This is a genomic window from Butyricicoccus faecihominis, assembly GCF_024462775.1.
Classification (GTDB): Bacteria; Bacillota; Clostridia; order Oscillospirales; family Butyricicoccaceae; genus Agathobaculum; species Agathobaculum faecihominis_A.
On record NZ_JANGCE010000002.1, the window covers coordinates 102,433 to 124,823 of the forward strand.

Sequence of the window (22,391 nt, forward strand, 5' to 3'; positions counted from 1 at the left end):
AAGAAAAAAGAGGAAGAAAAACGCATGGTTTTCTTCCTCTTTTTTCTATCCCTGCCCCGGTTAGTGGGTTTGCTGTGTGATGATGAACACGGGGATGTACCAAATCAGTAAATAAAGCAGCAGGTGCAGCACGGGCAGCGCGGAGACGGCGTTCTGGAACAAAAGGTAGAACACGATCAGCATACCGCAAACACCGGCAAACGCGCCCAGCGTGATGCACGAACGCACCGCGCCCGCTAGCTTATCCGCCGCGCGCAGCACCGTGATGAACGGCCCGGCGCCCTCGCGCGTCAGGATGGCGGCCGGCGCATCGTCGGCGGTATAGGCCGCGTCCATGATACGATCGACGGTGGCCGGATCGGGTTGGTCGGCAAAGCCGCGTTTCAGATCGAACTGACTTTCGACCATGGCGGGCGAAATATTAAAATCCGTTACAGCCAGCGCGGCACTCATATGCATGCGGCGCATGGTGCGCATGGCGTGGTAGGTGCCCTTGGTCGGTTGGTAGCGCAGCGTCAGCACGCCCGCGAGCGCGCCGTCCACGACCAGATAAGCGTTGCAGGTGTCCGCGCTCTGCCCGGCACGCATGCGCACGCCCATCTTGACCATGAGCGCCGCCGTGCCCAAAACGGCGCGGTGCCCGCCTACTTCACCGGCAACGCCGCCGTCTACCAGCTGTACGCTTTTGGCGCTCGCGACCGCGCCGTACCGCTCGCGCAGCGTGTCGTTCAGCACACGGCCAAGCTCCAGCCCTGCCCCGTCGGTCAGCGCGGCGGCAAAGGCCAACACCTTATCATCCGCCATGCCGCCCATGTTTTGCAGCGCTTCCAGCGCGATCGAACCCGCGGGAAACAGATCGTTCTCCGTCAGGATGACTTCCTCCGTGCCGCGCAGCAGACCGGCCTGACGCGCGCCCGCGAGCGCCGCGCCCGTGCCGAGCAAGCGGCGGGATACGTTTTTATACCCCGCGCCGAACGCGCACAGCAGGCCGATCGGCGCGGAAACGGATAGGAGCGCGGAAAACGCCCAGAAAAAACGGATCGGATCGCCCCGGCCGAGCGAAGCCACCAGCGCGAAGATAATGGACGCGGCCAAAGCGATCGGCGCGTAGATCATGGAAAAGCGGTCGATCGTGTCCGGGCGCTCCATTTCGCGGAGAAAATCCTCCATTTGACCAAGCCTGCCCTTGACCGCGCGGCATACATCGTCCGTCCGGTCATAATGGCTGTAGACCGCCATCGGCCGCTCCGCCGAAGCGATCGCCTTATATGCTCTCGCCCGCGCCGCGCAGCGGCCGCGCTCCTCACGCATGGCCGCGTAAAGCAGCAAAATGCTGACGGCGAGATACGGGATCTCCACACCGGACTGGTTGTCGAACACAATGATGGACGCGCCGTGCAGCAGCGAGGCGATTACCGAGAACGAGACCAACGTGGAGCGGTCCGGAATGCCGTGGAACAGGTTGAAAAAACCCATGCCGAATACGTCGACGCCCAGAAAGATCGCGATAAATTGCAGCAGCATCAGCGCGCCGATCGCGATCGACTGGTTTTCGCCCGCATCGAGCGCGATGGGCACCGGCAGCATTTCAAACGTGGGCGCAAGGCTTAAGTAAGCGGCGGCGGCGGCGAGCAGCAGCACCAGAAGCGACCGCACATTCAGCCCGCGCGCGCGGCGTAGGGCCGAGCGCTGGGCCTGCGTGGGATCGCGCAGAACGATGTCTTCCTCTTCCTCGGCCTGCTCGGCGGCAAGGCGCGCGGCGCGCTCCTCCTTGCGGGACAGCTTCTGCCCGCGCGCGCGCTTTTGGGCGCGCGGCGAGGGCTGCGCCTGTTCGATCTCCTCTTCCGGCGGTTCGGCCGCGCGGGCGACACGGACGGCGCGCTTTTGTTCGGCCCTTTCACGTTTTGTATTTTCTTTCGCTTCACGGGCGGCGCGGCGCGCCTTGCGCTCGTCCACCTCCTGCTGTTCAAAAGCGCTCAGATCGGGCAAGTCGTCCTCGCCCACGACCTTCTTTGGCGCGGGCCGCGTTTTGGGAGCGGCCTGCGCGCGGGGCGCGGGCTGCGGCGCGGCTTTAGGCGCCGCTTGCCGGCGCGGCGATTCCGGGCGCGCTTGCGCCTGCGGGGCGGCCTGCGTTCTAGGTTCAGGCGTTTGCTGCGGGGCGGCCGGAGCTCTGGGGGCGGCCTGCGCCTTGGGCGCTGGCGCCGCGGGCGGCTGGCGCTTTGGCTGCGCCGGGGCCAGCCCTTCCACCTCGGCGATGATAGAATCAAGGTCGAACTCCCCGCTGTCAGGCACGTCGTTTAAATACGCCTTGAGATCGTCAAGGTTCATGGTTTCGTCTTTTCTATCCATATCTCTGTGATCCCTTTCTCTATTTCGCGTGCGTACGGCGGCGCACAGCCTCGAACAGCATCACAGCGGCGGCGTTCGACGCGTTAAGCGAGTTGACGCGCCCCCGCATCGGGATGCTGACGATATAATCGCATTTTTCGCGCGTCAGGCGGCTGAGGCCTTCGCCTTCGGACCCAATCACCAGCGCGCAGGGTCGGTCAAAATCAGCTTCAAAAAGCGGCGCGTCGCCGTCGGCCTCAGCGCCGAACAGCCAGATGCCGCGCTCTTTCAGCTCGTCCAGCACGGCGGCGAGGTTATTCGCCTTGTGCACGCCCATGTGGGCCAGCGCGCCGGCGGCCGCGCGGGCCACCGCGGCGGTCAGCCCAACCGCGCGGCGCTTGGGGATCACGATTCCGTGCGCACCCGCCGCCTCGGCGGAGCGAATGATGGCGCCCAAATTGTGCGGATCCTCGATACCGTCGCATACGACGAGAAGAGGCGGCTCTCCGCGCTGCTCCGCGACGAGCAAAATATCCTCCAGCGCCACGTAATCCTGCGCGGCCACCTGTGCGATCACGCCTTGATGGCTGCCGGTCGGGCTCATGTGGTCTAATTTGCGTCTGTCGCACGTGACCACCGGCACCCCCTGTTTTTTTGCGGCGGAAGCAATATCGCCGCCGCGGCCGCCCTCTGCCAGAAAGATCTTATCGATTGTCCGGCCGGCGCGCAGCAGCTCCAAAACGGCGTTGCGCCCTTCGATCAGCGTTCCGTCATCCTGACGCGGCGGGCGCTCACTCCGATATCCACTGGACATTTTTGTCCTCCCATTTAATTTCAGATAAATGGATTATACCATATTCGATGCCTACTATTCAACGCCGCTCGACCGAATTCGTGAAAAAAGCACAAAAGTTCGGCGCGTTTTTCCAAAACGCCCCGAACCTTTGCGCCCGTTTTACTCTGTCTCGGCGTGCTGCTTCGCGCCATAGGCCGTGGGAAAGTACCATGGCGTGCCGCCTGCCAGCGCGCCGCCGTCCACGTTATACACCTGCCCCGTCATATAGCTCGACGCGTCGGATAGCAGCAGGATTGTCATGCCCATCAATTCCTCCGGCTGCGCCATGCGGCGGCAGCAGGTCATGTCCTCAATACAGGATAGGCGCGCCTGATCCTCTTTCAATTCGCGGCACAGCGGCGTTTCGATAAAGCCGGGCGCGATGGCGTTGGCCTGAATGCCAAACCCGCCCCATTCGACCGCCATCGACCGCGTCAGTCCCAAGATACCGCTTTTGGCGCAGCCGTAAACCGAGCTGCCGCCGCAGATGCGCGTGGAATTGTAGGAGGCGATATTGACGATCTTGCCGCCCCGCCCCCGCATCGCCTTGCGCACCACCTGCTGCCCCATGAAAAAGGCCGCCTTCAGATTGACGTCCATGATCGCGTCGTACAGCGCCTCGTCCACATCGAGCAGGCCCAGCCGCTTGCTGACGCCCGCCCCGTTGACCAGACCGTCGATGCGGCCGTGCGCCGCAAGCACCTCGTCCACGCAGGCCTCGATCTCGCTCACCCGCCGCAGATCGACCCGATGCGCCGTATGTCCCGCGCCCTGCATGGTCGGTAGCACCGCCCGCACCGCATCCAAGTTCAAGTCGCACAGCGCTACCTCCGCGCCCGCGCCCGCAACGGCCCGCGCCATCTCGCTGCATATGCCGCCGCCCGCGCCGGTGATCAAAACCACCTTGCCTTCTAAAGAATAGTGTTTTCGCAGATTTTCCGCAACATTCATAGCTGTAAGCTCCTTCTTATCCTCCCACCGTCAACACGATCTTGCAAGCGTCCGCTTCCCGCTGCAAGGCAAGCGCGAACGCTTGCTCGTACTGCTCCAGCGGGAACGTATGCGTCACAAAGCGCCGCAGCATATCCATGCGCGCGGGCAGCGCCGCCAGCACCTTAGGAAACATTTTGTACTGATGCCGGGTGCCCGCGATGGTTAACTCCTTTTGATTGAGCGGCGCGAAATTGACCGGGACCGGGTCGCTGCTGAACGACAGCGGCACGATCGCTCCCGCGGTCGCCGCCAGCTCGATCGAGAGCGGCAGCAAGGAAACGTCGTCCGTCGCGTCAAAGATCTCGTTCGCACCCACGCCGCCGGTCTGTTCCATGACAAACGCCCGCAAATCATCTGTTCGCGGATCGATCGTCGCATCCGCGCCAAAGGCCGCCGCCCGGCAGCGACGGCTTTCACTTGGGTCGGATACGATCGCGCGGGCGCCCAGCCGCTTTGCGGTATCCAGCACCATCAGGCCGATCGGCCCCGCGCCGTGGATCAACACCGTGTCGCCGGGCAGAGTGCCCGCCCTCGCATGCGCCTGTTCGCCGATCGTACAGGGCTCGATCGCGGTGGCAAGCGCCCAACCAATATCGTCTGGCAAGTGGAACAGGTTGCGCGCCGGACTGACAAAATACTCGGCAAAGCCGCCGTCCACATGCACGCTGACGATCTGTAGATTCCGACATACGTTGCGCCTGCCCCGGCGGCAGGCGTGGCAATCGCCGCAGTATCGCAGCGGTTCCGCGATTACCCGGTCGCCGGGCGCAAGCCCGGTCACGCCATCGCCCACCGCTTGCACCTCGCCCACGATCTCGTGCCCCGGAATGCGCGGGTACTGCGCCGCGGAATTGCCGCCGCAGAGCAAATGCAGATCCGAACCGCAAATGCCCACAGCGTGTACCCGGACCAGCACGTCGTCCGGCCGAATGATACGCGGCGGCTCCACCTCACGCAATCCATAAACGCCCGGCCTTTCGACCACGATTGCTTTCATACTGATACCGCCTTTCCTTCCGCTGCCGCGCGGATGCGCGGCACGATCCGATCATAGGGCGCTTGCTGCCCCAAAAGCACGCGGTTGCCGCAGATGAATCCGCGTACCCCCTGCTTTGCGAGCCGGGCGATTACCGCGGGCGTAACGCCGCCGTCTATCATCACGGTATAGCCCCACCGCGCCTGCCCGGCGGCAAACCGCTTGATCTTCGGCTCGACAAAGTCCAGATAGCTTTGTCCGGCAAAGCCGGGATTCACCGTCATCAGCAGCACATAGTCGCAAAGCGGCAGCAGCTCCTCCACCTGTGCTAAGGAGGTCCCCGGATTCACCGCCAGACCGCTCTTGCAGCCCAACGCGCGGATCGTCGCAAGGGTCGCCGCAGGGTGGCGGTCCGCCTCCGCGTGAACATACAGGATGTCGGCCCCGTGCTCCGCCGCCAGACCGATGTAGCGCGCCGGATCGTTCACCATCATATGCACATCGATCGGCCGCTTCGTATGGCGGCGTATCGCGTCCAGATCCTGCATGCTCATTCCAAGGTTGCCGACAAAGCCGCCGTCCATCAGGTCAACATGAAACAGATCGACCCCCGCGCGGTCCAGCGCTTCCACCTCTTCCACGATGCGGTCCACCGGCAGGTAAAAGGCGGATACTGAAAGAACAAGAGATTGCATGCTTCGCCTCCCTTTTCTGTTTTGCTCGGATGAATCATTTTGCCCACCGGCGTGCTGCCGGCGGGCAAAAGAAATGTGTACGCTGTTGGTTTACCTTCCTTATCCCGCCAGCAGATTGGGCAAAAAGGTGACGATTTGCGGGATATACGTGATCAGCAGCAGGCAGATGATCAGCTGCGCGATATAGGGCAGCGCTTCCCTTGTATAGTCCTCTATTCGCGTGCCGGTGATCGAGGTGGAAACGAACATCATCGCGCCAAACGGCGGCGTCATGCCGGCGATGGTCAGGTTGACCGCCAGCACGATACCGAAATGGATCAGATCGATGCCCAACGCCTGCGCTGCAGGCACCAAAAGCGGCGCGAGTAAGATCATCGCCGCGCCGCCGTCGAAGAACATACCGACGATGAGCAGCAAGATATTGACGACGATGAGGAACACATACGGGTTGGAAATGCCGCTGATGATCGCTTCGGAGATCATATTCGGCAAACGCTCCCAAGTCAAGTAGATCGAAAACGCCTGCGCGCCCGCCAGAATGAACATAACGCCGGCCGTGTTCACAACCGATTCCTTGATGATCTTCGGAATGTCGGACGGCTTAAGCTCCTTATAAACGAACATGCCGATGATAATAGCATACAGTACGCAAATCGCGCCCGCCTCGGTCGGCGTGAAAATGCCGAAGCGCAGGCCGAGAACGAGGCCGAACGGCACGAACAGCGCTGGGAGCGCGTCGATAAAAGCACGGCCGAACTCGCCGCCGGAAGCCGCCTTTTCGCGCGAGGGCTTGTAGTTTCTCTTTTTGGAGATCCACCAAGTGAGCACCATCATGGTAACCGTAATGACGATGCCGGGGATATAGCCCGCATAGAACATTTTGGCGACCGAAACGTTAGAGGCTGTTGCGTATAGGATCAGGATAATGCCGGGCGGGATGATCGGCGTGATGCACGAGGACGCCGCGGTGACCGCGCAGGAAAACGCGCGGTTATAGCCGAGCTTCTCCATCTGCGGCACCAGCATTTTGCTTTGCAGCGCGGCGTCCGCGTTCGCGGAGCCGGACAGGCCGCCCATCAGCGCGGAAAGCAGCACATTGACCTGCGCCATGCCGCCGCGCATTTGACCGACGATCATTTCCGCCAGCCCCATCAGACGCTTTGTAATGCCTGAATAGCCGAACACCACGCCCGCGCAGGTAAAGAACGGGATCGCCAAATAAGTAAACGATGAATTGGACGAGATCATTTTTTGTATCATGCTGCACGGGTCCATCGTCCCCGGGGCGAGCAGAAAATAGCTGGCAGCCGCAATGATCATAGAATAAGCGACCGGCACCTTGAGAAAGAACAGAACGAATAAAATGATGATCGGCACTACAGACCAGAATGACACAGCGTTTCCCCCTTTCTCAGGTACGTTCCTCAAGGGCGGCTTCTTCGATCTTTTCGCCCTTTAGGCACTTTATCATGTTATAGAATGAATAGCCGCCCAAGATCAGGGCCGCCGCCGGCACGCTCAGATCGACCCAGAAATACGGGATGCGCAGGATCGGGGTCGAACGCACCAGCCCTTGGATCGAAAGCTCGATCCCCCAAACGATCAGGCCGATATTGGCCACGCCGACCAGCGCGAAGGTAAAAGCCTGTACTGCGCGCTGGACCCCTTCCGGCAGGCGGCTGACCAGCGCGTCAATGGAGATTAGCCCTTGATTGCGGTATACGATGCAGATGCCGAAAAACACCGCCCAGTTAAAGCTGAGATAGGCGATCTCCTCCGCCCAAGCAAACGATTTAGAAAACAGAAAACGCGCCAGTACGTTGACCGTTATGACGCCGACCATGACGACAAAGCCGGTTCCCGCCACGATCGTTTCCAGACGGTATAGGATATCTCCGAATTTTTTCATATGTGGTTCCTCCATCCGGTCCGGCAGTGCGATCGCTTACGCGATCGCCTGCTGGATGCGCTCATACAGACCATCCGACCATTCCGGGAACTGCTTCGGCGTGTCCTGCGCGGCTTCGATAAACGCGGCCTTGTCGATCTCAATGATCTGCACGCCCTCGTCCACCAGCTTTTGCTCGTATTCCTTTTCCACGCTCTGCACCCGCTCGACCGCCTTATCGGCAAAATCGGAAGCGCAGTCGTCGATCGCCTTTTTCGCCTCGTCCGAAAGCGACTGGTACACCTCTTCGCTCATGACGATCGCGGTGGAGGCGATCAAATGCTCGGTGCGTACCAGATACTTGCAGGGCTCGTACAGGCGCGCGGAATAGAGAAGGCCCATCGGAGACTCCGCGCCGTCCGCCACGCCCTGCGACAGCGCCTGATAGGTTTCGCTCCACGCGGTGTTGGTCGCGTTGCCGCCGAGCACGCGCACGACTTCGTTCCACATCGGCGTGGCCGCGCAGCGGATCTTCAGCTTGCCGATGTCCTCGCGCGAATGCACCTCTTTATTGCAGATCAGGTTGCGCGCGCCAAAGTAATGCAGATCGATCAGGTGCAGGCCCTTATCCGCCAGCGCTCGGCTCCAATCCTCGCCAACCTCGCTTTTCCAAAGCGTTTTGATCTGTTCGGGGGTCTGGATCAGGTAGGGCGCCATCCCGGCCGCCAGATCAGGCACGTAATTTGCCAGATAGGAAAGGTCGCAGTCCACCACGACCGGTTGGCCCATGGCCGCCATTTCCAGCACGTCGGCGGTGGCGCCGAGCGCTTCGGAGGGATACAGCTCGTAGTTCACTTCCTCGCCGGAGGCCTCGCGGATATCGGAAAAGTACTCGTCGTACCACTGGTACTCGGGATCGGTGCTGGCCTTGACGAAGTTGAACTTCAGTGTGACCTTGTTTCCGCCCGCCTCGCCGCTTTGCCCGCCGGCTGTTTTCGCGTCGCCGTTTCCGCAGGCCGCCAGTGATACGCACAGGCTCGCCGCTGTCAATGCTGCTAACAATCGCTTTTTCATTGTGAAAACCCCTTTTCATTACACGTTCTTAGTTTGTCTTTTTTTTCTTTATTCATGATGCCAAACGGCAACCATAAACATTTATTCGCCCCGGTAGTTCGGTTCGCGCTTTTCCAGAAAGGCCGTTACGCCCTCCGCGAAGTCCTGATGCCGCGCCATATACCGGGTGTAGGTGACCTCCAGATCGTTTTTTCGCTTCATCTGAAAATCCTCCTGTGCGTTCAGGCACGCTTTCAGGTACCGAAGCACCAGCGGGCCGCGTTTCACCAGCTCCCGCGCCTTGGCCATGGCCGCGGGCATCAGCTCTTCCAGCGTATCGACGACCTGCGTCACGCCGCCGTACCGTTGCAGCTCCTCCGCCGTCAGAAAGGTGCCGCAGTAGCACATATCGCGCTGGATCATCGGCGGCAGGATGCGCCCCAGATGGCCCGAGCCGCCGACAACGGATAGCTTGGCCTCCGGCGCGCCGAACACGGTGTCCTTCACCGCGATGGTGATATCGGCCCCCGCCGGGTAGCACAGGCCGCCGCCCAGACAGTGCCCGTGCACCGCGCAGATGAGCGGCACGCGCAGCTCGTACAGCGCCAGCGCCCCATCGTAATACTTTTCCTGTACGTTGGTCACGTCCCGGTCGTCGATGCTCTTCTTAAATCGTTTGATGTCAACGCCCACGCAAAAGGTTTTGATATCCGAATGCAGGATGCATACCCAAATATCATCCTCCCGATCAATGTAATCGCACAGCAGCAGAATCTCCTCCTGCACCGTGCCGCTCGCCGCGTTAACGGGCGGGTTGTGCAGCGTCATGACCGCAATGTGGTCCTCCACGGTCAAAAACACCTGTTCCAGCTTGTGCGCGCCCACGTGTTCCACTGTTTTCATGTCCCTGCCTCCTCGTTTCCATAGCGTTCGCGGTAAGCCTGCCGGAGCTCATCCCGGAAATCCGGGTGCGCGATAGAGATGAGCAGCCGCGCGCGTTCGCGCAGACTTTTGCCGCGCAGATCGACCGCGCCGTACTCCGTTACGATATAATGTACGTCTGTGCGGGTGGTCGTCACCGTGGTGCCCGGGGCAAATACCGGCACGATACGAGAAACGGTACCATGCTTTGCCGTGGACGGCATGGCAAGAATCGCCTTGCCATTCGGACACATGGACGCGCCCCGCACATAATCGAGCTGCCCGCCGATGCCGGAAAACTGCTTTGCCCCCATGGATTCGGAATTGACCTGCCCGTTAAAATCGACCTGTAAGCAGGAGTTGATCGCCACCATTTTGTTTTGCTGCGCGATTACGACCGGATCGTTGACATAATCGACCGGCAGCATCAACACATCGGGGTTCTGGTCGACAAATTCATAAAGCTTTTTGCTGCCCATCAAAAAGGCGGCCACCATTTTGCCCTTGTTCAGCGTTTTCGCCGCGCCGGTGATCACGCCCTTCCGGTATAGATCGACCACGCCGTCGGAAAACATTTCGGAATGGATGCCCAGATCCTTTTTATCGCCAAGAAATTTCAGCACCGCGTCCGGGATAGAGCCGATGCCGAGCTGCAAGGTCGAGCCGTCCTCGATCAGCGCCGCGCAGTTGCGGCCGATCGCCTCCTCCACCGCGCCGATGCTGCCGCCGCCCAGCTCGGGCAGCGGGCTGGACGCTTCCACCGCATAGGTAAGACGCGAAACGTGAATAAAAGAATCGCCCATGGTGCGCGGCATTTGGTCGTTGATCTGCGCGATCACGATCTTTGCCGCCAGCGCCGCCGGCTTAGTGCCGCCCACCGAAACGCCGAACGAGCAAAAGCCGTGCTTGTCGGGCGGGGTCAGGGATACCAGCGCCACATCGACCGGCATGGTGCCGTCCGTGAAAAACCGGGGCGACTGATAGAAGAAAAACGGGGTGTAATCCGCCCGCCCTTCCTGCACGGCGGCCCTTGTGGACGGACCGACGAACAGCGCGTTATGCCGGATGTGCCCTGCCATTTTGGGCAGCGTATACTCGCCCTTGCCCATCGGCACCCAATGAACGATCTCCACATTTTTATACTGCTCATAGTTTTGCACCATCGCGTCCACCAAGACCGGCGGCTCGTTCGCGGCGTGCCCGAAAAACACGCGCGCGCCGTCCGGTATATGCTTCACCGCCTCCGCAGCCGTGGTCAGCTTGGCGCGGTAGATCTCTTTCCAATCCTGCATGTTGTGTTCAGCCCCTTTTATGCGTTGTTACGAAAAATCAATGAGTACTTTCAGCATGGATTTATCCCGCCGCGCCGCCTCAAACGCTTCCACGGCCTTTTCCTTTGGGTAAACAGCGGAAACCACCCGGCGTAAATGCTTATCGAGCAGACCGTCGTCGATGATCTTGGCCGCGGCTTCCATTGAGCGCGCGGTCGAATTGCGCACGCCCAAATAATTCGCTTCATTAAAAATGATCGCGTTCACATCAAAGCCGCTTTCAAACGAACCGCTGCCCGGCATGCCGACCTGCACCATCGTCGCGCCCTGCCGCAGCATTTTCAGGCAGGTATCGAAGCCGCTTTGAAAGCCGGTCACTTCAAAAACGCGGTCAAATTTCCTGCCGCCCGTAACGGCGGTGCACTGCGCTTCAAAATCCGCGGCCGCAATATCCGCCACGTCAAAACCCAGCTCGCGCGCGATGCGGATGCGATCGGCGTTGATCTCGGCCAGCACCACGTGTGCAGCGCCGTTCAGCCGCGCCACCATACCGATCAGCACGCCGATGGTGCCCGCCCCGGCGATAAACACATCCTCGCCCGCCTGCAAGCCCGACCGCCGCACATCGTGCACCGCGATCGTCAGCGGCTCGACCAGCGCCGCGAGCTTCATATCGACCTCCGCCCGGAAGGGAACGATCCGGTCGGCGCGGCATTTCACATATTCGCTGTAAAAACCGTCGCAGCCCGCGCCCATGATCTCAATCCGCTTGCACAGGTTCTCACGCCCCGACCGGCACATCTCGCACGATCCGCAGCCCTTGACCGCGTGGATCGCGACCTTATCGCCCGGTTTCAGATCGCGTCTTCGCACGCTGTCGATCGATACGATCTCGCCGCATACCTCGTGCCCCATGACAAAGGGCGGGCGCGCCGTCGGATGCTGGCCGGACATGATGTGCATATCCGAACCGCATATCCCCGCGTACCGGACGCGGACAACCGCTTCCTCTTCCTCCGGTTCCGGAATAGGCGCTTCCACCAGTTCCAGCTTGTTGATATCTGTTAAAACCAATTTCTTCATTGCTCTATTTGCCTCGTTTCCGGTGCCGCTGCACCATATTCAAAGAAATGCTGTAAGAAACCGTTCTCGGTACCGCTCCCGCAGAGGTTTCAGAAATATCCCCTGTAAAGTGTAATCATAGGGGGATTACCATATATAGCCGGTACCGTGACCGGCACCGTTCCCGCGATCGAATAAAGAACCGTCCGCCCACGAATGTTCGCTCATGAGCGGACTTTGCTTGTACTCTCCCTGACGCACAGCGTCGGCGCGATATCAATCGAATGCGCGCGCTGCGTGTTCGGCTCCTCCAACAGGTCGAGCAGCAGATCGACGCATAGCTGCCCTTTTTCTTCGATATGCTGATCCACCGTTGTCAGCGCCGGGCTGATCTGTGCGGCGATCGGGATATTATCGAAGCTGACGATGGAGATATCATCCGGCACGCGCATGCCGCTGTCGCGCACCGCGCTTTCCACGCCAATCGCCATATAGTCGGAAGCGACGAAAAGCGCGGTGATGTCCGGATGGGCGGATAAGATCTCTTTTGTGGCGGCATAGCCCGATTCGATCGAGTTGCCGCCCTCGCGGATCATTCCTTCCGTAACCGGAAGGTTTTCGGCGCGCATCGCGTCCAGATAGGCGCGGCAGCGTTCCCCGCTGGAGGGCAGGAAGTGCGGGCCGTTGATATAAGCAATCCGCCGGTGGCCCAGCCCCAATAAATGCTCCATCGCGAGCATCGCACCTTTATAGTTGTCGGTACAGACCTGATAGGCGTTTGATAAGAACTGACACTTGCCCACCGTCACAAACGGAATATTGCTTTCCAGAAAAGTCGTCATCGCGCTTTTATGCTCGGGCAGCGGGCTGACCATGATCAGACCGTCCACCCGGCGCTGCTTGACCGCGTTAATGGCTTCCTTCATATCCTTGCAGCACAGCAGCAGCACATAATAGCCGCGTTTTTGAGCCGCTTTCAGCATGGTTCGCTGAATTTCGGAATAATACTGGTTTTTGAAAATATAGTCGATATCGTGCGGGATGACCACGCCGATGCAGTTGCAGCGCTTTTGCGACATGCTGATCGCGTACACGCTGGGTTGGAAGCCGTACTTTTCCACGATCTCCATCACCCGCTGCTTGGTTTCCGGCAGTACATCCGGCTTGCTGTTGAGCACACGCGAAACGGTGGATTTGGAAACGCCGGCTTCCCGCGCAATTTCAGATATGGTGATATTGGCCATCGTTTCTCCCCTCCTCCGTCCGTTGTTCCGTCTGTCTGTTTCACACTATACGTTCAACCGTCCGCTTTGTCAATACCCGAAAGGCGTATTTTTAACCCCTTCGCGGCAATTTTGTGAACAACCGCCATTCTGTGCAGATGATCTTTGTATAAATCTCATAAAACCGTTCCCGCAGAGTATTTCCCATCGTTTTATGTGGATTTACAATAGGACTTTGTGCAGGTTGCATTATCTCCCGGGAACGGTTTCGTGCAATCTTTTCAAACTTATTGAAATTTCGCAAAAGCGCTTGACTTCCGCTCCGCTCCGGTTTATAGTTGCCATAGAAACAGGAATGCGCAGGAGATCGGTCCGGCTGTGCCGAACCGTCCGCGCCTTTCTTTTTGTAACGTCGCGGTACCGCTCCCGCGCAAGGCTTCAATCATAATATCGATAGGATCACTCGTGCTTCAAACGCTAAGGAGGCTGTCTAACAAATGAAAGAATTTAAAATGTACGCTGATATCGTCTATCAGGATTCGCTGCAAGACTTTATGGAAAGCGAACGGATCGATGGAAACGATTTTATCCTTACGAACGAATTTCTCTATCACGAATTTGTAAGTCCCCTCGCCCCGCCGTGCGGCGCGCTCTTTATCGAGGCCTACGGAAAGGGCGAGCCGACGACCGATATGGTAGACGCCATTCGCAAGGATTTGCCCGCCGGCATTCGCCGCTTGATCGCGATCGGCGGCGGCTCGGTCATCGATATCGCCAAAATGCTCTCGCTTCATGTGCCAAGCGAAAAGACGGAGGATCTGTTTCTTGGCCAGCAAGCGCCCACGCGCATTTACGAGGTCTACGCCCTGCCCACCACCTGCGGCACCGGCAGCGAGGTAACGAACGCCTGCGCCGTCGAATTGACCAGCCTGCACACCAAGCGCGGTCTGAACAGCCCCTTGATGTTCCCGGCGAAGTCCGTGCTGATCCCCGCGCTGATCGAGGGCCTGCCCTATCGTTTTTTCGCCACCTCCTCGATCGACGCGCTAATCCACGCGGCCGAATCCTTCCTTTCCCCCAATGCCTCGCCGGTTTCCGAATTGTTTTCCAAGGAAGCGATGCGGCTGATCATCAGCGGGTATCGGTACATTCTGCAAAACGGAACGGACAAATGGGCCGACCGCGCCTCGGATTTTATCAGCGCATCCAATTTCGCGGGCCTTGCGTTCTGCTCCGCGGGTTGCGCCGCCGTGCACGCGCTCAGCTATCCCCTTGGCGGCGGCTACCACATCCCTCACGGCGAGGCCAATCAGCTCGTTTTTGCCGCCACCTTCCGCAAATATAAGGAGAAGCAGCCGGTAGGCAAGCTGAACGCGCTGGAGGCGCTCTGGGGCGAATGGCTGGGCGTGCCCGCCGAAGAGGCGCTTGAAGCCGCCTTCACGCTGTTCGATCAGGTGCAGGCCCGCCGGCCGCTGCGCGAGTACGGTATCCCGCAGGATGCGCTTTCCGGCTTTGCCGAGGGCGTGCTCGCAGGGCAGACGCGCCTTTTGAACAACAACTATGTGCCGCTGACGATCGCGGATATGATTGATATCTATCAGGCGGTTTATTGATGGAAGAAAGCGAAGGGATGAAACATGAATAACAATTTAAAGGAGCTCAACATTTTCGCCGCACGGATCCGAAAGGCGGCGCTGCGCTCGATGAACTCGTTCCATGGCGGCCACGTCGGCGGCTCCATGTCCATGGCCGATCTGATGGCCGCGCTATACGGCGCGGCCATGCGGGTCGATCCGAAAAATCCCCAGTGGCCGGAACGCGATTGGCTGGTCGTATCCAAGGGGCATTGCGGCCCCGCCGTTTACGGCACGCTCGCGCTCATGGGGTATTTCCCCGAGGACGAGCTGGAGACCCTGAATAAGGAAGGCACCCGCCTCCCCTCCCACTGCGACCGCAACCGTACCCCCGGCATCGATATGACCACCGGCTCGCTCGGACAGGGCGTTTCGTGCGCGGTGGGCGCGGCTTGGGCCATGCAGTACCGCGGCATGCCCAACATCGTATATACCATTTTGGGCGACGGCGAATGCGACGAGGGACAGGTTTGGGAAGCCGCCCTTTTCGCGGCGACCAAAAAGCTCGGCAACCTGATCGCCTTTGTCGATCAAAACCAAAAGCAGCTGGACGGCTTTACCCGGGAAATCTGCGACGTGGGCGACCTGCGCCAAAAGTTTGAGGACTTTGGCTGGCACGCGCAGGAGGTGGACGGCCACGATATCGCCGCCATTCTTGCCGCCATCGAGCAGGCCAAGCAAACGCCCGGCCAGCCTTCCATGATTGTGCTGCACACGGTAAAGGGCAAGGATTGCTGCTTTGCCGATCAGTATTACAACCACTTTATCCGCTTTTCGGAGGAGGATTATCAAAACGCTGCCGACTGGCTGGATCAAAAAATCGCAAAGCTGGAAAGTGAGGACTGAACCATGTACAAAGTAGTCAGCGATATCCGCCCCGAAAACGAGGAAATGCGCGTAGCCTTTGCCGCTACCATGGAGGAATTGGCCGCGGCCGATCCCGATGTGGTCTATTTCGACTGCGACGTAATCAATTCAATCGGCATGACGGCATTCTCCAAGAAATATCCCGACCGCTGCGTCGACTGCGGCATTCAGGAATCCAATATGATCTCCGCCGCCGCGGGCGCCTCCGCCGTCGGCCTAAAACCCTTTACGCACACCTTCGGTCCCTTCGCGGCGCGGCGCGTCATCGATCAGGTTTACATTTCCGCCGCCTACGCGGGCCTCAATATCCGCATGGTCGGCTCTGATGCCGGCGTGACCGCCTCCTATAACGGCGGCACGCACATGCCGATCGAGGATATGGGCCTTTTGCGCACCATCCCGCAGGTCACGCTGCTGGAACCGACCGATTCGGTCATGCTGGCCGACCTGATGCGGCAGACCAAGGATCTGCACGGCGTATACTACATTCGCATCACCCGCAAGGTGACCGACCGCATTTTTGAGGAAGGCTCCACCTTTACCATTGGCAAGGCCGCCGAGCTGCGCGACGGAAGCGATGTGACGCTGGTCTGTTCCGGCTATTCCACTTCGGACACGCTCCGCGCCGCCGGGCTGCTCGCGAACGAAGGCATATCCGCCAAGGTGCTCAATATTTTCACCCTCAAGCCGATCGACGCCGAGGCGATCACCGCGGCTGCCCGCGCGACCGGCGCGCTCGTCACGGTTGAAAATCATAGTATCATCAACGGACTGGGTTCCGCCGTTGCCGAAGTGCTGGGCGAGACCTGCCCGGTCCCGCTCAAGCGCATCGGTGTGCCGGACGTTTTCGGCGAGGTTGGCTCGATCGATTACCTGAAAGATACCTTTGGCATGAACGTTCGCCATATCGTGGACGCGGCCAAAGAAGTGCTGCGCCGCAAATAAAACAGCTTCTCTCTTTTTCTCCTCTCTTCTATCGGCCGGCTGCCCGTTTTCTCCGCGCAGAAGCAAAACGGACAGCCGGTCCCTTTTTACGGTCGCCGGCTTTTGCGCTTTGCTGGCAGACATACCAAGCCGCCGCGTAACACATACGCGGCGGCCCGATTTTTTTATTCAGCAATCAGAACATCGATATGCAGTTTTTCAAACATTTGCCGCCACGCCGCGTCCGGCGGCCGGTCGGTAATGATCGTCTGCACCGCTTCAAAATCGGCAAGCTTGGGAAAACCCAGCTTTTCAAATTTGGAGCTGTCGCAAAGCAGCACCGTTTGCTTGGAGGAGGCAAACATTGCCTTTTTAATATTCGCCTCGGCCTCCACCGCGTCGAAAATACCAAATTTTTGTGAAATGCCGCAGCAGGAGAAAAACACCTTATCCGCATAGAAGCCGGTGCGGATCAGCTTTTCCGCCGTTTCTCCCACATAGGAAAGGTTCTTCTTGCGCAGCGCGCCGCCCGTGCAGATCACGCGCACGCCCTCCTCATCGCACAGCTCGAGCACCACGCGTTCGGCATTGGTGATCACGGTAATGTCTTTTCGAGCCTTGAGGTGTTTTGCCACAAAAAGCGAGGTGGACGAAGCATCGATAAAAATCGTTTCCCCATCGGCTACCAGCCCGGCGGCCAGCGCGCCGATCCGGTCCTTGACCACTTGGTTGGTCACCTCGCGCTCGCTGATGCATACGGATTTGTCCTCCGCCCGTTCGGGCAGAACGGCGCCGCCGTACGTCCGCTTCAGCACGCCCCGCTCCTCGAGTGTTTCAAGGTCCTTTCGGATCGTTCCGGGGGACACGTCGAAATGCTCGCACAGCTCCACACAGGTGACGCTGTGCCGCTCCCGTACCAAACCCACAATTCTTTGTCTTCGCTCTGCCGGTAATACCATACGAATCCCGCCTTTTCGCTCTGATAAACGCCCGCCCTGCTTGGCAAGATATGGCGTTTTTTCTCTCTTACCTCTATCTTACTGAAAAAGCGACCCAAACACAAGCTGTTTTTGTAAATTCACGCCAAGGCAGCCCGGTTTTTCACAACAGCAAAAGGCGAAGCACCTATCGTACTTCGCCTTTTGCGTCGCGCTATTTAATGGATCAGCGCTTTCATATGCTCGATCGAACGCTTTGCCGCTTCCTCGCCGTTCGGCACGGGCAGGCACTCGACTGAGAGGATGCCCTCATAGCCGATCTCGTCGAGCGCTTCCAGCATGCGGCCAAAATCGAATTGACCGCTGCCGCAATACTGGCGGGAATTGTCCGCCAGATGGAAGTAGCCGAGCCGCCCCTTGCAGCGACGGATGGCCGCGATCGGGTCGCATTCGTCAATGCCCATGTGGAACGCATCCAGATGCGCGTAGCAGTTATCAAGATTATACTTCTCCAAAAAGGACATGGTCTCTTCCGCTGTTGTGAAAATGTTCACTTCGTAGCGGTTGATTACCTCAATATTCAGCTTAACGCCGCGCTCCTTGCCATAATCGTTTAGAATGCGCATATTTTGGGCCAGACGCGACAAATATTTTTCACGGCTGCCGCCCTTCGGCACATTGCCCTTGACCCAGCCGACCACGATATCGGCGCCGAACTTCTGCGCCATATCGATATACTGTCGCATGCCGTCCAGCGCGGCCTGCGTGATATAGGGCTCGTCCGCGATCAAGCTGCACATGCCTTCGGTATTGAGCCTGCCGGTGATGACCATGCCGACGCGCGCGCCGGTGCGCTCGGACACGGCGCGGATCGCGTCGTAGTCAAATTCGACGTCCTCGCGGGTGTGCACCTCAATCGCGTCATAGCCAAGCCTTGCCGCCTTTTCGAGGTTTTCTTCCACCGTTCCCTTGAGCAGGATCGGCGCCGTCGCCGGCGCGTCGTCCGCCGAAGATACAGCAAATTTCCAATTATACATCAAGCCGCCTCCTAATAAAGCCGGATTTGCGAATGGGGCCTCGCAAACGAGGCCCCATCCACATGAGAGAGAGAAGAATAGGAAAGATATAAAGGATAGAGAATTGAGAGCGAACTTAGTCGTCGAAGGTCAGCATGACCTTGCGGGCAACTTCCTGATTCTGCGCCATCTTCATGGCTTCATCCAGATCGTCAAACTTATAGTAGTGGGAAACCAGACCCTTGAAGTCGTACTTATCCTTGATCTTGGACATGAAGCGGATCGTGCGCGGGAACCAGTTGGTCGTGCCGCCGGAGCCCGAGATGTGCAGGGTCTTCCAGATGGTCTTGCCGATCTCGACCGGAACCTTGCGGCCGATGGAGTGGCCGACAACGCCTACGCGGGCGGAATGGCCGGCAATATCGAATAGGGACGCGATGCCGATGTCGTTGCCCGAGCACTCGATGACAACGGACGGGCCGCGGCCGCCGGTCAGGCGCTTGAGCTCAGCTTCGAGCGCGCCCGGCTCCTTGAACTGGGAGGGGTCTACGGTCAGGGTCGCGCCATACTTCATGGCGTTCTGACGGCGGGACTCTACCGGATCGATCACGATAACGGTCGCGCCGGAGGTAGCCGCTACCATCGCGGCAGAGCAGCCGATCGGGCCGCCGCCGATGATTGCAACATCATCCGAAGCGTCGGGATCACAGTGGTTGCCCCAAATGCCCCAGTAAGCAACGTTGAAGTTTTCAACAAAGATGCCGATTTCGTCGGACCAATCGTCCGGGATCACGTGGGTGTAAGCTTCCTCAAGGATCATGTATTCGCCAAAGCCGCCGGGCGAGTCGGGACGGAAGCCGACTTCACGCATGTTCAGGCACGCGGAGGACATTTTGCCGTCCTTGCAGTTTGCACACTCATGGCAGGGCAGCACGCAGTCGCCAACGACCTTGTCGCCAACCTTAACGGAGGAAACGCCGGAGCCGATCTCAGCCGCGACGCCCACCCATTCGTGGCCGGGGGTGTAGGGGCCCAGATCGTAACGGCCTTCGGCCGATTCGCCTTCAAAGCACTCTACGTCGGACTTGCAGATACCGCAGGCCTTCAGCTTGATCAGGATCTGGTTGGGCTTCAGCGGCGGCAGCTCGAGCTCCTCGATGCGCAGATCGAACGGACCATGCATAAACGCAGCCTTGCACTTGTTAGGACGATTCATAATAAACGCTCCTTTTCTTAACTGTTTATTCGTTGCGGCGGGGCCATGGGGAGACCCAAGTCCCCGCCGCGGTCATTCGTTTTCAGACGTCGGGAATCAATACTCCAGCGTGTAGATGTGACGGCCGCCGGGCTCGTTCGGCCCCTTGATGACGGCTTCGATGTCCTCGCGCGAACGCTGGGTCATCTTGTCGATCGGAGGCAGCTTGCCGGCCGGGTACATCTCGAGGATGTCGTTTACGAGCTTCTCGAGGTAATCGAGCGTGCGCTCTACGCCTGCTTCCGCCTTCTTGCCATCAGCCATGCGCGCATCGCCGATAACGCCCTCGGGCTGGCAGATGCATTCCATGCCGCAGGAACCAAACGCGTTGTACCACTTGATCGGGCCAGCGCCGTCCTCAGCAGAGGTATTGATGTGGCCGGCGGGCAGGAGCGGAGCCTTGTTGACAGCGATCGCGTCTTCCATGTGGATGAACTCCGGGAAGAGCTCGAGGCACCAGGACTGCTCCACTTCGTCAGCGTGTACGAACGGCATGTCGTAGGGCCCGCCCTTCTCCTTGGTGAACATCTGATCGCCCGCGCAGTTCCAGAAGTGGGTGTACAGCACGATGCCGGGCACCTGCCACTTCTTGCCGAAGGTGTGAATCGCAAGCGGGATCACATAGTCCTGACCGTGGCCGTTGACGATGATGATCTTTCGGAAGCCGGTGTTCCAGTAGCCGGCCAGCACATAAGCGATGTAATCGGCCAAGATCTTCTCGGGGATCATGATGGTGCCCTTCTGGCCGAGGTGGTGATACGGATGAGAGCCATACCAGATCGGCATTGCGACCGTGCAGCCGGTCTTTTCCGCTACCAGCTCGCAAAGGCGGGTATCAAGGTAAGTATCCTCGCCGTAGGGGGCGGAAGGACCGTGGTTTTCGGTGGAGCCGACAGGCAGCAGCAGTACGTCGTTCTTTTTCAGGCGCTCGTCGAGCATCTTGGTGGTCATGTTCTGGTAGTAGATGCCGTCCTGCGCTTCCATGTGTCCGCCCTTAGCGGGCAGGTTCCATTTGGACATAATTTGTTCCTCCTTAGTTTTCTTGAAGTGTGTGTATTTATATGGTTGTTAAAGATAGATCGCGAAAGTGATTACAGGCGCGGGTAGCTGGTGGATACCAGTACCTTGCCGGCGGTGATCTTCATACCTTCGAGGATGTCCTCAAGGTTGAAGCGGCCGGTGCACATTTTGCGCATATCAATACGGCCGGAAGCCATCAGCGCGATCACATCGGGGTAGATGCCCTGACCGGACTGGCCGTTGGAGCCCGAGATCGTCGCCGCGTTCCACTGCCAGTTGAAGATATCGACCGGGGTAATGCCCACGGTGTGGCCGATCTGCACGGTCTTGCCGCCGATCGCCAGCGCCTTGCCCATAACGGGGTAGGTAAACTTGGTGGCGCCCGCGCACTCCGCGAAGAGCGAGATGCCCGCGCCGTTGGTCATGTCCATCAGCATTTCCGCCTGCTCGTCGGGAGACTTGAAGGAGGTGGGATCGTACACGTAGTCCGCGCCGCAGGCCTTGGCCAGCTCCACGCGCTCCGGCACGCTCTCGAAAGCGATCAGCTTGGCAGCGCCCGAGGTCTTGAGCAGCTGAATGGCAGCCAGACCGATCGGGCCGCAGCCAAATACCGCCGCGTGTCCGCCGGGACGAAGGCCGCCGCCGCGAACGAACAGGCCGTTGTAAGCAACGCCGGTGGGCTCGATCATCGCGCCCAGCTCGAAAGCGGTCATCTTGTCGCCGCCATAGTAGTTCATGATATCGTTAAGCTTGTAGCAGTACTTGGCATGAACCGCCGTGTACTCGGCAAAGCCGCCGTCATATGTAAGGCCGGGCTCTTCAAGCTCCTTGCACTGGTTGAACATGCCGCGGCGGCATGCGTCGCACTCGCCGCACCAGTGCATGGATTCGACCGACACCAGATCGCCTACCTGCAGCTTCTTGACGTTCTTGCCTACCTCGACGATCTCGCCGGCGAACTCGTGGCCGGTGATGATCGGGTACTTGGAGTGTCCGTCATACATCGAGTAGCCGTCCGCGTCCTGCTTGAGCAGGTGAGCGTCCGTGCCGCAGATGCCGGCGGCGCCTACCTTGATCATGACCTGCTCGTCGCCGCAAACCGGCATCGGACGGTCGGTCACAGAACCGTGGATGTTCTTCCAGATCTGGTTGCCGCGCAGCGCACGTCCGGTCGTCTTTTCCCGTTCGGAAAGGACATAGCCTTCACGCGGCGCGTGATCCGCTTCCACATAAAATGCTCTCATTTCATTATCCTCTTTTCGTCAGCAGTTCGTTTGGTTGCTTTCCTTCGTGGTTTATGGTATATCCGGGGGTTTAAGGAACGCTGCGCGCCTTGCGTTCCCTCTTTGCTTTTGTGTCTCTATTATAGCTTTGCACGCCGCTTTCCGCTATATTTTTCTTGTGCCATGTTTTCTTTTTGAGGGCCGTTTTTCGTGAAATCCCGCCTCGTTCTTTCACATTCTTGCGAGCACCTAATTCTTGCGGTGTCCGG

General features: G+C 59.2%; 20 protein-coding genes. 3 read left to right on the plus strand and 17 right to left on the minus strand.

Features of this window, described 5'->3' with window-relative positions:
• Positions 1-60: 60 nt before the first annotated feature.
• The 12 genes from NE562_RS02100 to NE562_RS02155 all read right to left on the minus strand — a co-directional run bounded on the left by NE562_RS02100 (position 61) and on the right by NE562_RS02155 (position 13,266).
• Entirely contained in the window at positions 61-2,349 is a 2,289-nt protein-coding gene (locus NE562_RS02100) for a hypothetical protein (protein WP_280960737.1), read from the minus strand.
• A gap of 19 nt (positions 2,350-2,368) precedes the next feature.
• The gene (gene rlmB, locus NE562_RS02105; protein ID WP_280960738.1) at positions 2,369-3,142 is read right to left on the minus strand and encodes a 23S rRNA (guanosine(2251)-2'-O)-methyltransferase RlmB; all 774 of its coding nucleotides are present in this window, start codon (positions 3,140-3,142) and stop codon (positions 2,369-2,371) included.
• Between the two features lie 141 nt (positions 3,143-3,283).
• On the minus strand, positions 3,284-4,114 hold the full coding sequence (locus NE562_RS02110; RefSeq protein ID WP_280960739.1) for an SDR family NAD(P)-dependent oxidoreductase: 831 nt from the start codon (positions 4,112-4,114) through the stop codon (positions 3,284-3,286).
• Between the two features lie 16 nt (positions 4,115-4,130).
• Positions 4,131-5,153, minus strand: a complete 1,023-nt coding sequence (locus tag NE562_RS02115) for a zinc-dependent alcohol dehydrogenase (protein ID WP_280960740.1) — start codon at positions 5,151-5,153, stop codon at positions 4,131-4,133.
• Positions 5,150-5,827 (minus strand): ribulose-phosphate 3-epimerase, encoded by a 678-nt coding sequence (locus NE562_RS02120; protein ID WP_280960741.1) that lies wholly within the window; start codon positions 5,825-5,827, stop codon positions 5,150-5,152. The genes NE562_RS02115 and NE562_RS02120 overlap by 4 nt, the downstream gene beginning before the upstream one ends.
• A 99-nt stretch (positions 5,828-5,926) precedes the next feature.
• A complete protein-coding gene (locus NE562_RS02125) occupies positions 5,927-7,222 on the minus strand; it encodes a TRAP transporter large permease (protein ID WP_280960742.1) in 1,296 nt (431 codons plus the stop codon).
• Between the two features lie 16 nt (positions 7,223-7,238).
• Positions 7,239-7,736 carry a TRAP transporter small permease gene (locus tag NE562_RS02130; RefSeq protein ID WP_280960743.1) on the minus strand — a complete coding sequence of 166 codons (498 nt, stop codon included), beginning with the start codon at positions 7,734-7,736 and terminating at the stop codon, positions 7,239-7,241.
• 36 nt (positions 7,737-7,772) lie between these two features.
• Complete coding sequence (dctP, locus tag NE562_RS02135; RefSeq protein ID WP_280960744.1) at positions 7,773-8,789, minus strand: TRAP transporter substrate-binding protein DctP; 1,017 nt, start codon at positions 8,787-8,789, stop codon at positions 7,773-7,775.
• A gap of 81 nt (positions 8,790-8,870) precedes the next feature.
• Complete coding sequence (locus tag NE562_RS02140) at positions 8,871-9,671, minus strand: enoyl-CoA hydratase/isomerase family protein (RefSeq protein WP_280960745.1); 801 nt, start codon at positions 9,669-9,671, stop codon at positions 8,871-8,873.
• Complete coding sequence (locus tag NE562_RS02145; protein ID WP_280960746.1) at positions 9,668-10,981, minus strand: acetyl-CoA hydrolase/transferase family protein; 1,314 nt, start codon at positions 10,979-10,981, stop codon at positions 9,668-9,670. The genes NE562_RS02140 and NE562_RS02145 overlap by 4 nt, the downstream gene beginning before the upstream one ends.
• A 27-nt stretch (positions 10,982-11,008) precedes the next feature.
• Positions 11,009-12,043: a zinc-dependent alcohol dehydrogenase gene (locus NE562_RS02150; protein ID WP_280960747.1), complete on the minus strand. Its 1,035-nt coding sequence runs from the start codon at positions 12,041-12,043 to the stop codon at positions 11,009-11,011.
• A 203-nt stretch (positions 12,044-12,246) separates the two neighbouring features.
• Complete coding sequence (locus NE562_RS02155) at positions 12,247-13,266, minus strand: LacI family DNA-binding transcriptional regulator (protein ID WP_280960748.1); 1,020 nt, start codon at positions 13,264-13,266, stop codon at positions 12,247-12,249.
• A gap of 476 nt (positions 13,267-13,742) precedes the next feature.
• On the opposite strand from NE562_RS02155, the gene NE562_RS02160 reads away from it, so the two are divergent.
• The 3 genes from NE562_RS02160 to NE562_RS02170 are packed head-to-tail and all read left to right on the plus strand — an operon-like array spanning position 13,743 to position 16,691.
• A complete protein-coding gene (locus NE562_RS02160) occupies positions 13,743-14,858 on the plus strand; it encodes an iron-containing alcohol dehydrogenase (protein ID WP_280960749.1) in 1,116 nt (371 codons plus the stop codon).
• Between the two features lie 24 nt (positions 14,859-14,882).
• The gene (locus NE562_RS02165) at positions 14,883-15,725 is read left to right on the plus strand and encodes a transketolase (RefSeq protein ID WP_280960750.1); all 843 of its coding nucleotides are present in this window, start codon (positions 14,883-14,885) and stop codon (positions 15,723-15,725) included.
• A 3-nt stretch (positions 15,726-15,728) separates the two neighbouring features.
• Entirely contained in the window at positions 15,729-16,691 is a 963-nt protein-coding gene (locus tag NE562_RS02170; protein ID WP_280960751.1) for a transketolase family protein, read from the plus strand.
• A gap of 164 nt (positions 16,692-16,855) precedes the next feature.
• Here the strand turns inward: NE562_RS02170 and NE562_RS02175 are convergent, their stop codons facing one another.
• From NE562_RS02175 to iolM, 5 genes are all read right to left on the minus strand, one after another.
• Complete coding sequence (locus tag NE562_RS02175; RefSeq protein WP_280960752.1) at positions 16,856-17,629, minus strand: DeoR/GlpR family DNA-binding transcription regulator; 774 nt, start codon at positions 17,627-17,629, stop codon at positions 16,856-16,858.
• Positions 17,630-17,826: 197 nt separating this feature from the next.
• Positions 17,827-18,645, minus strand: coding sequence for a sugar phosphate isomerase/epimerase family protein (locus NE562_RS02180; protein ID WP_280960753.1), 819 nt, complete (start codon positions 18,643-18,645; stop codon positions 17,827-17,829).
• Positions 18,646-18,760: 115 nt separating this feature from the next.
• Positions 18,761-19,840 (minus strand): zinc-dependent alcohol dehydrogenase, encoded by a 1,080-nt coding sequence (locus NE562_RS02185; RefSeq protein WP_280960754.1) that lies wholly within the window; start codon positions 19,838-19,840, stop codon positions 18,761-18,763.
• A 96-nt stretch (positions 19,841-19,936) separates the two neighbouring features.
• The gene (gene iolN / locus NE562_RS02190; RefSeq protein ID WP_280960755.1) at positions 19,937-20,899 is read right to left on the minus strand and encodes a 3-dehydro-scyllo-inosose hydrolase; all 963 of its coding nucleotides are present in this window, start codon (positions 20,897-20,899) and stop codon (positions 19,937-19,939) included.
• A 71-nt stretch (positions 20,900-20,970) separates the two neighbouring features.
• Complete coding sequence (gene iolM, locus NE562_RS02195) at positions 20,971-22,143, minus strand: scyllo-inosose 3-dehydrogenase (protein WP_280960756.1); 1,173 nt, start codon at positions 22,141-22,143, stop codon at positions 20,971-20,973.
• Between the last annotated feature and the right edge of the window lie 248 nt (positions 22,144-22,391).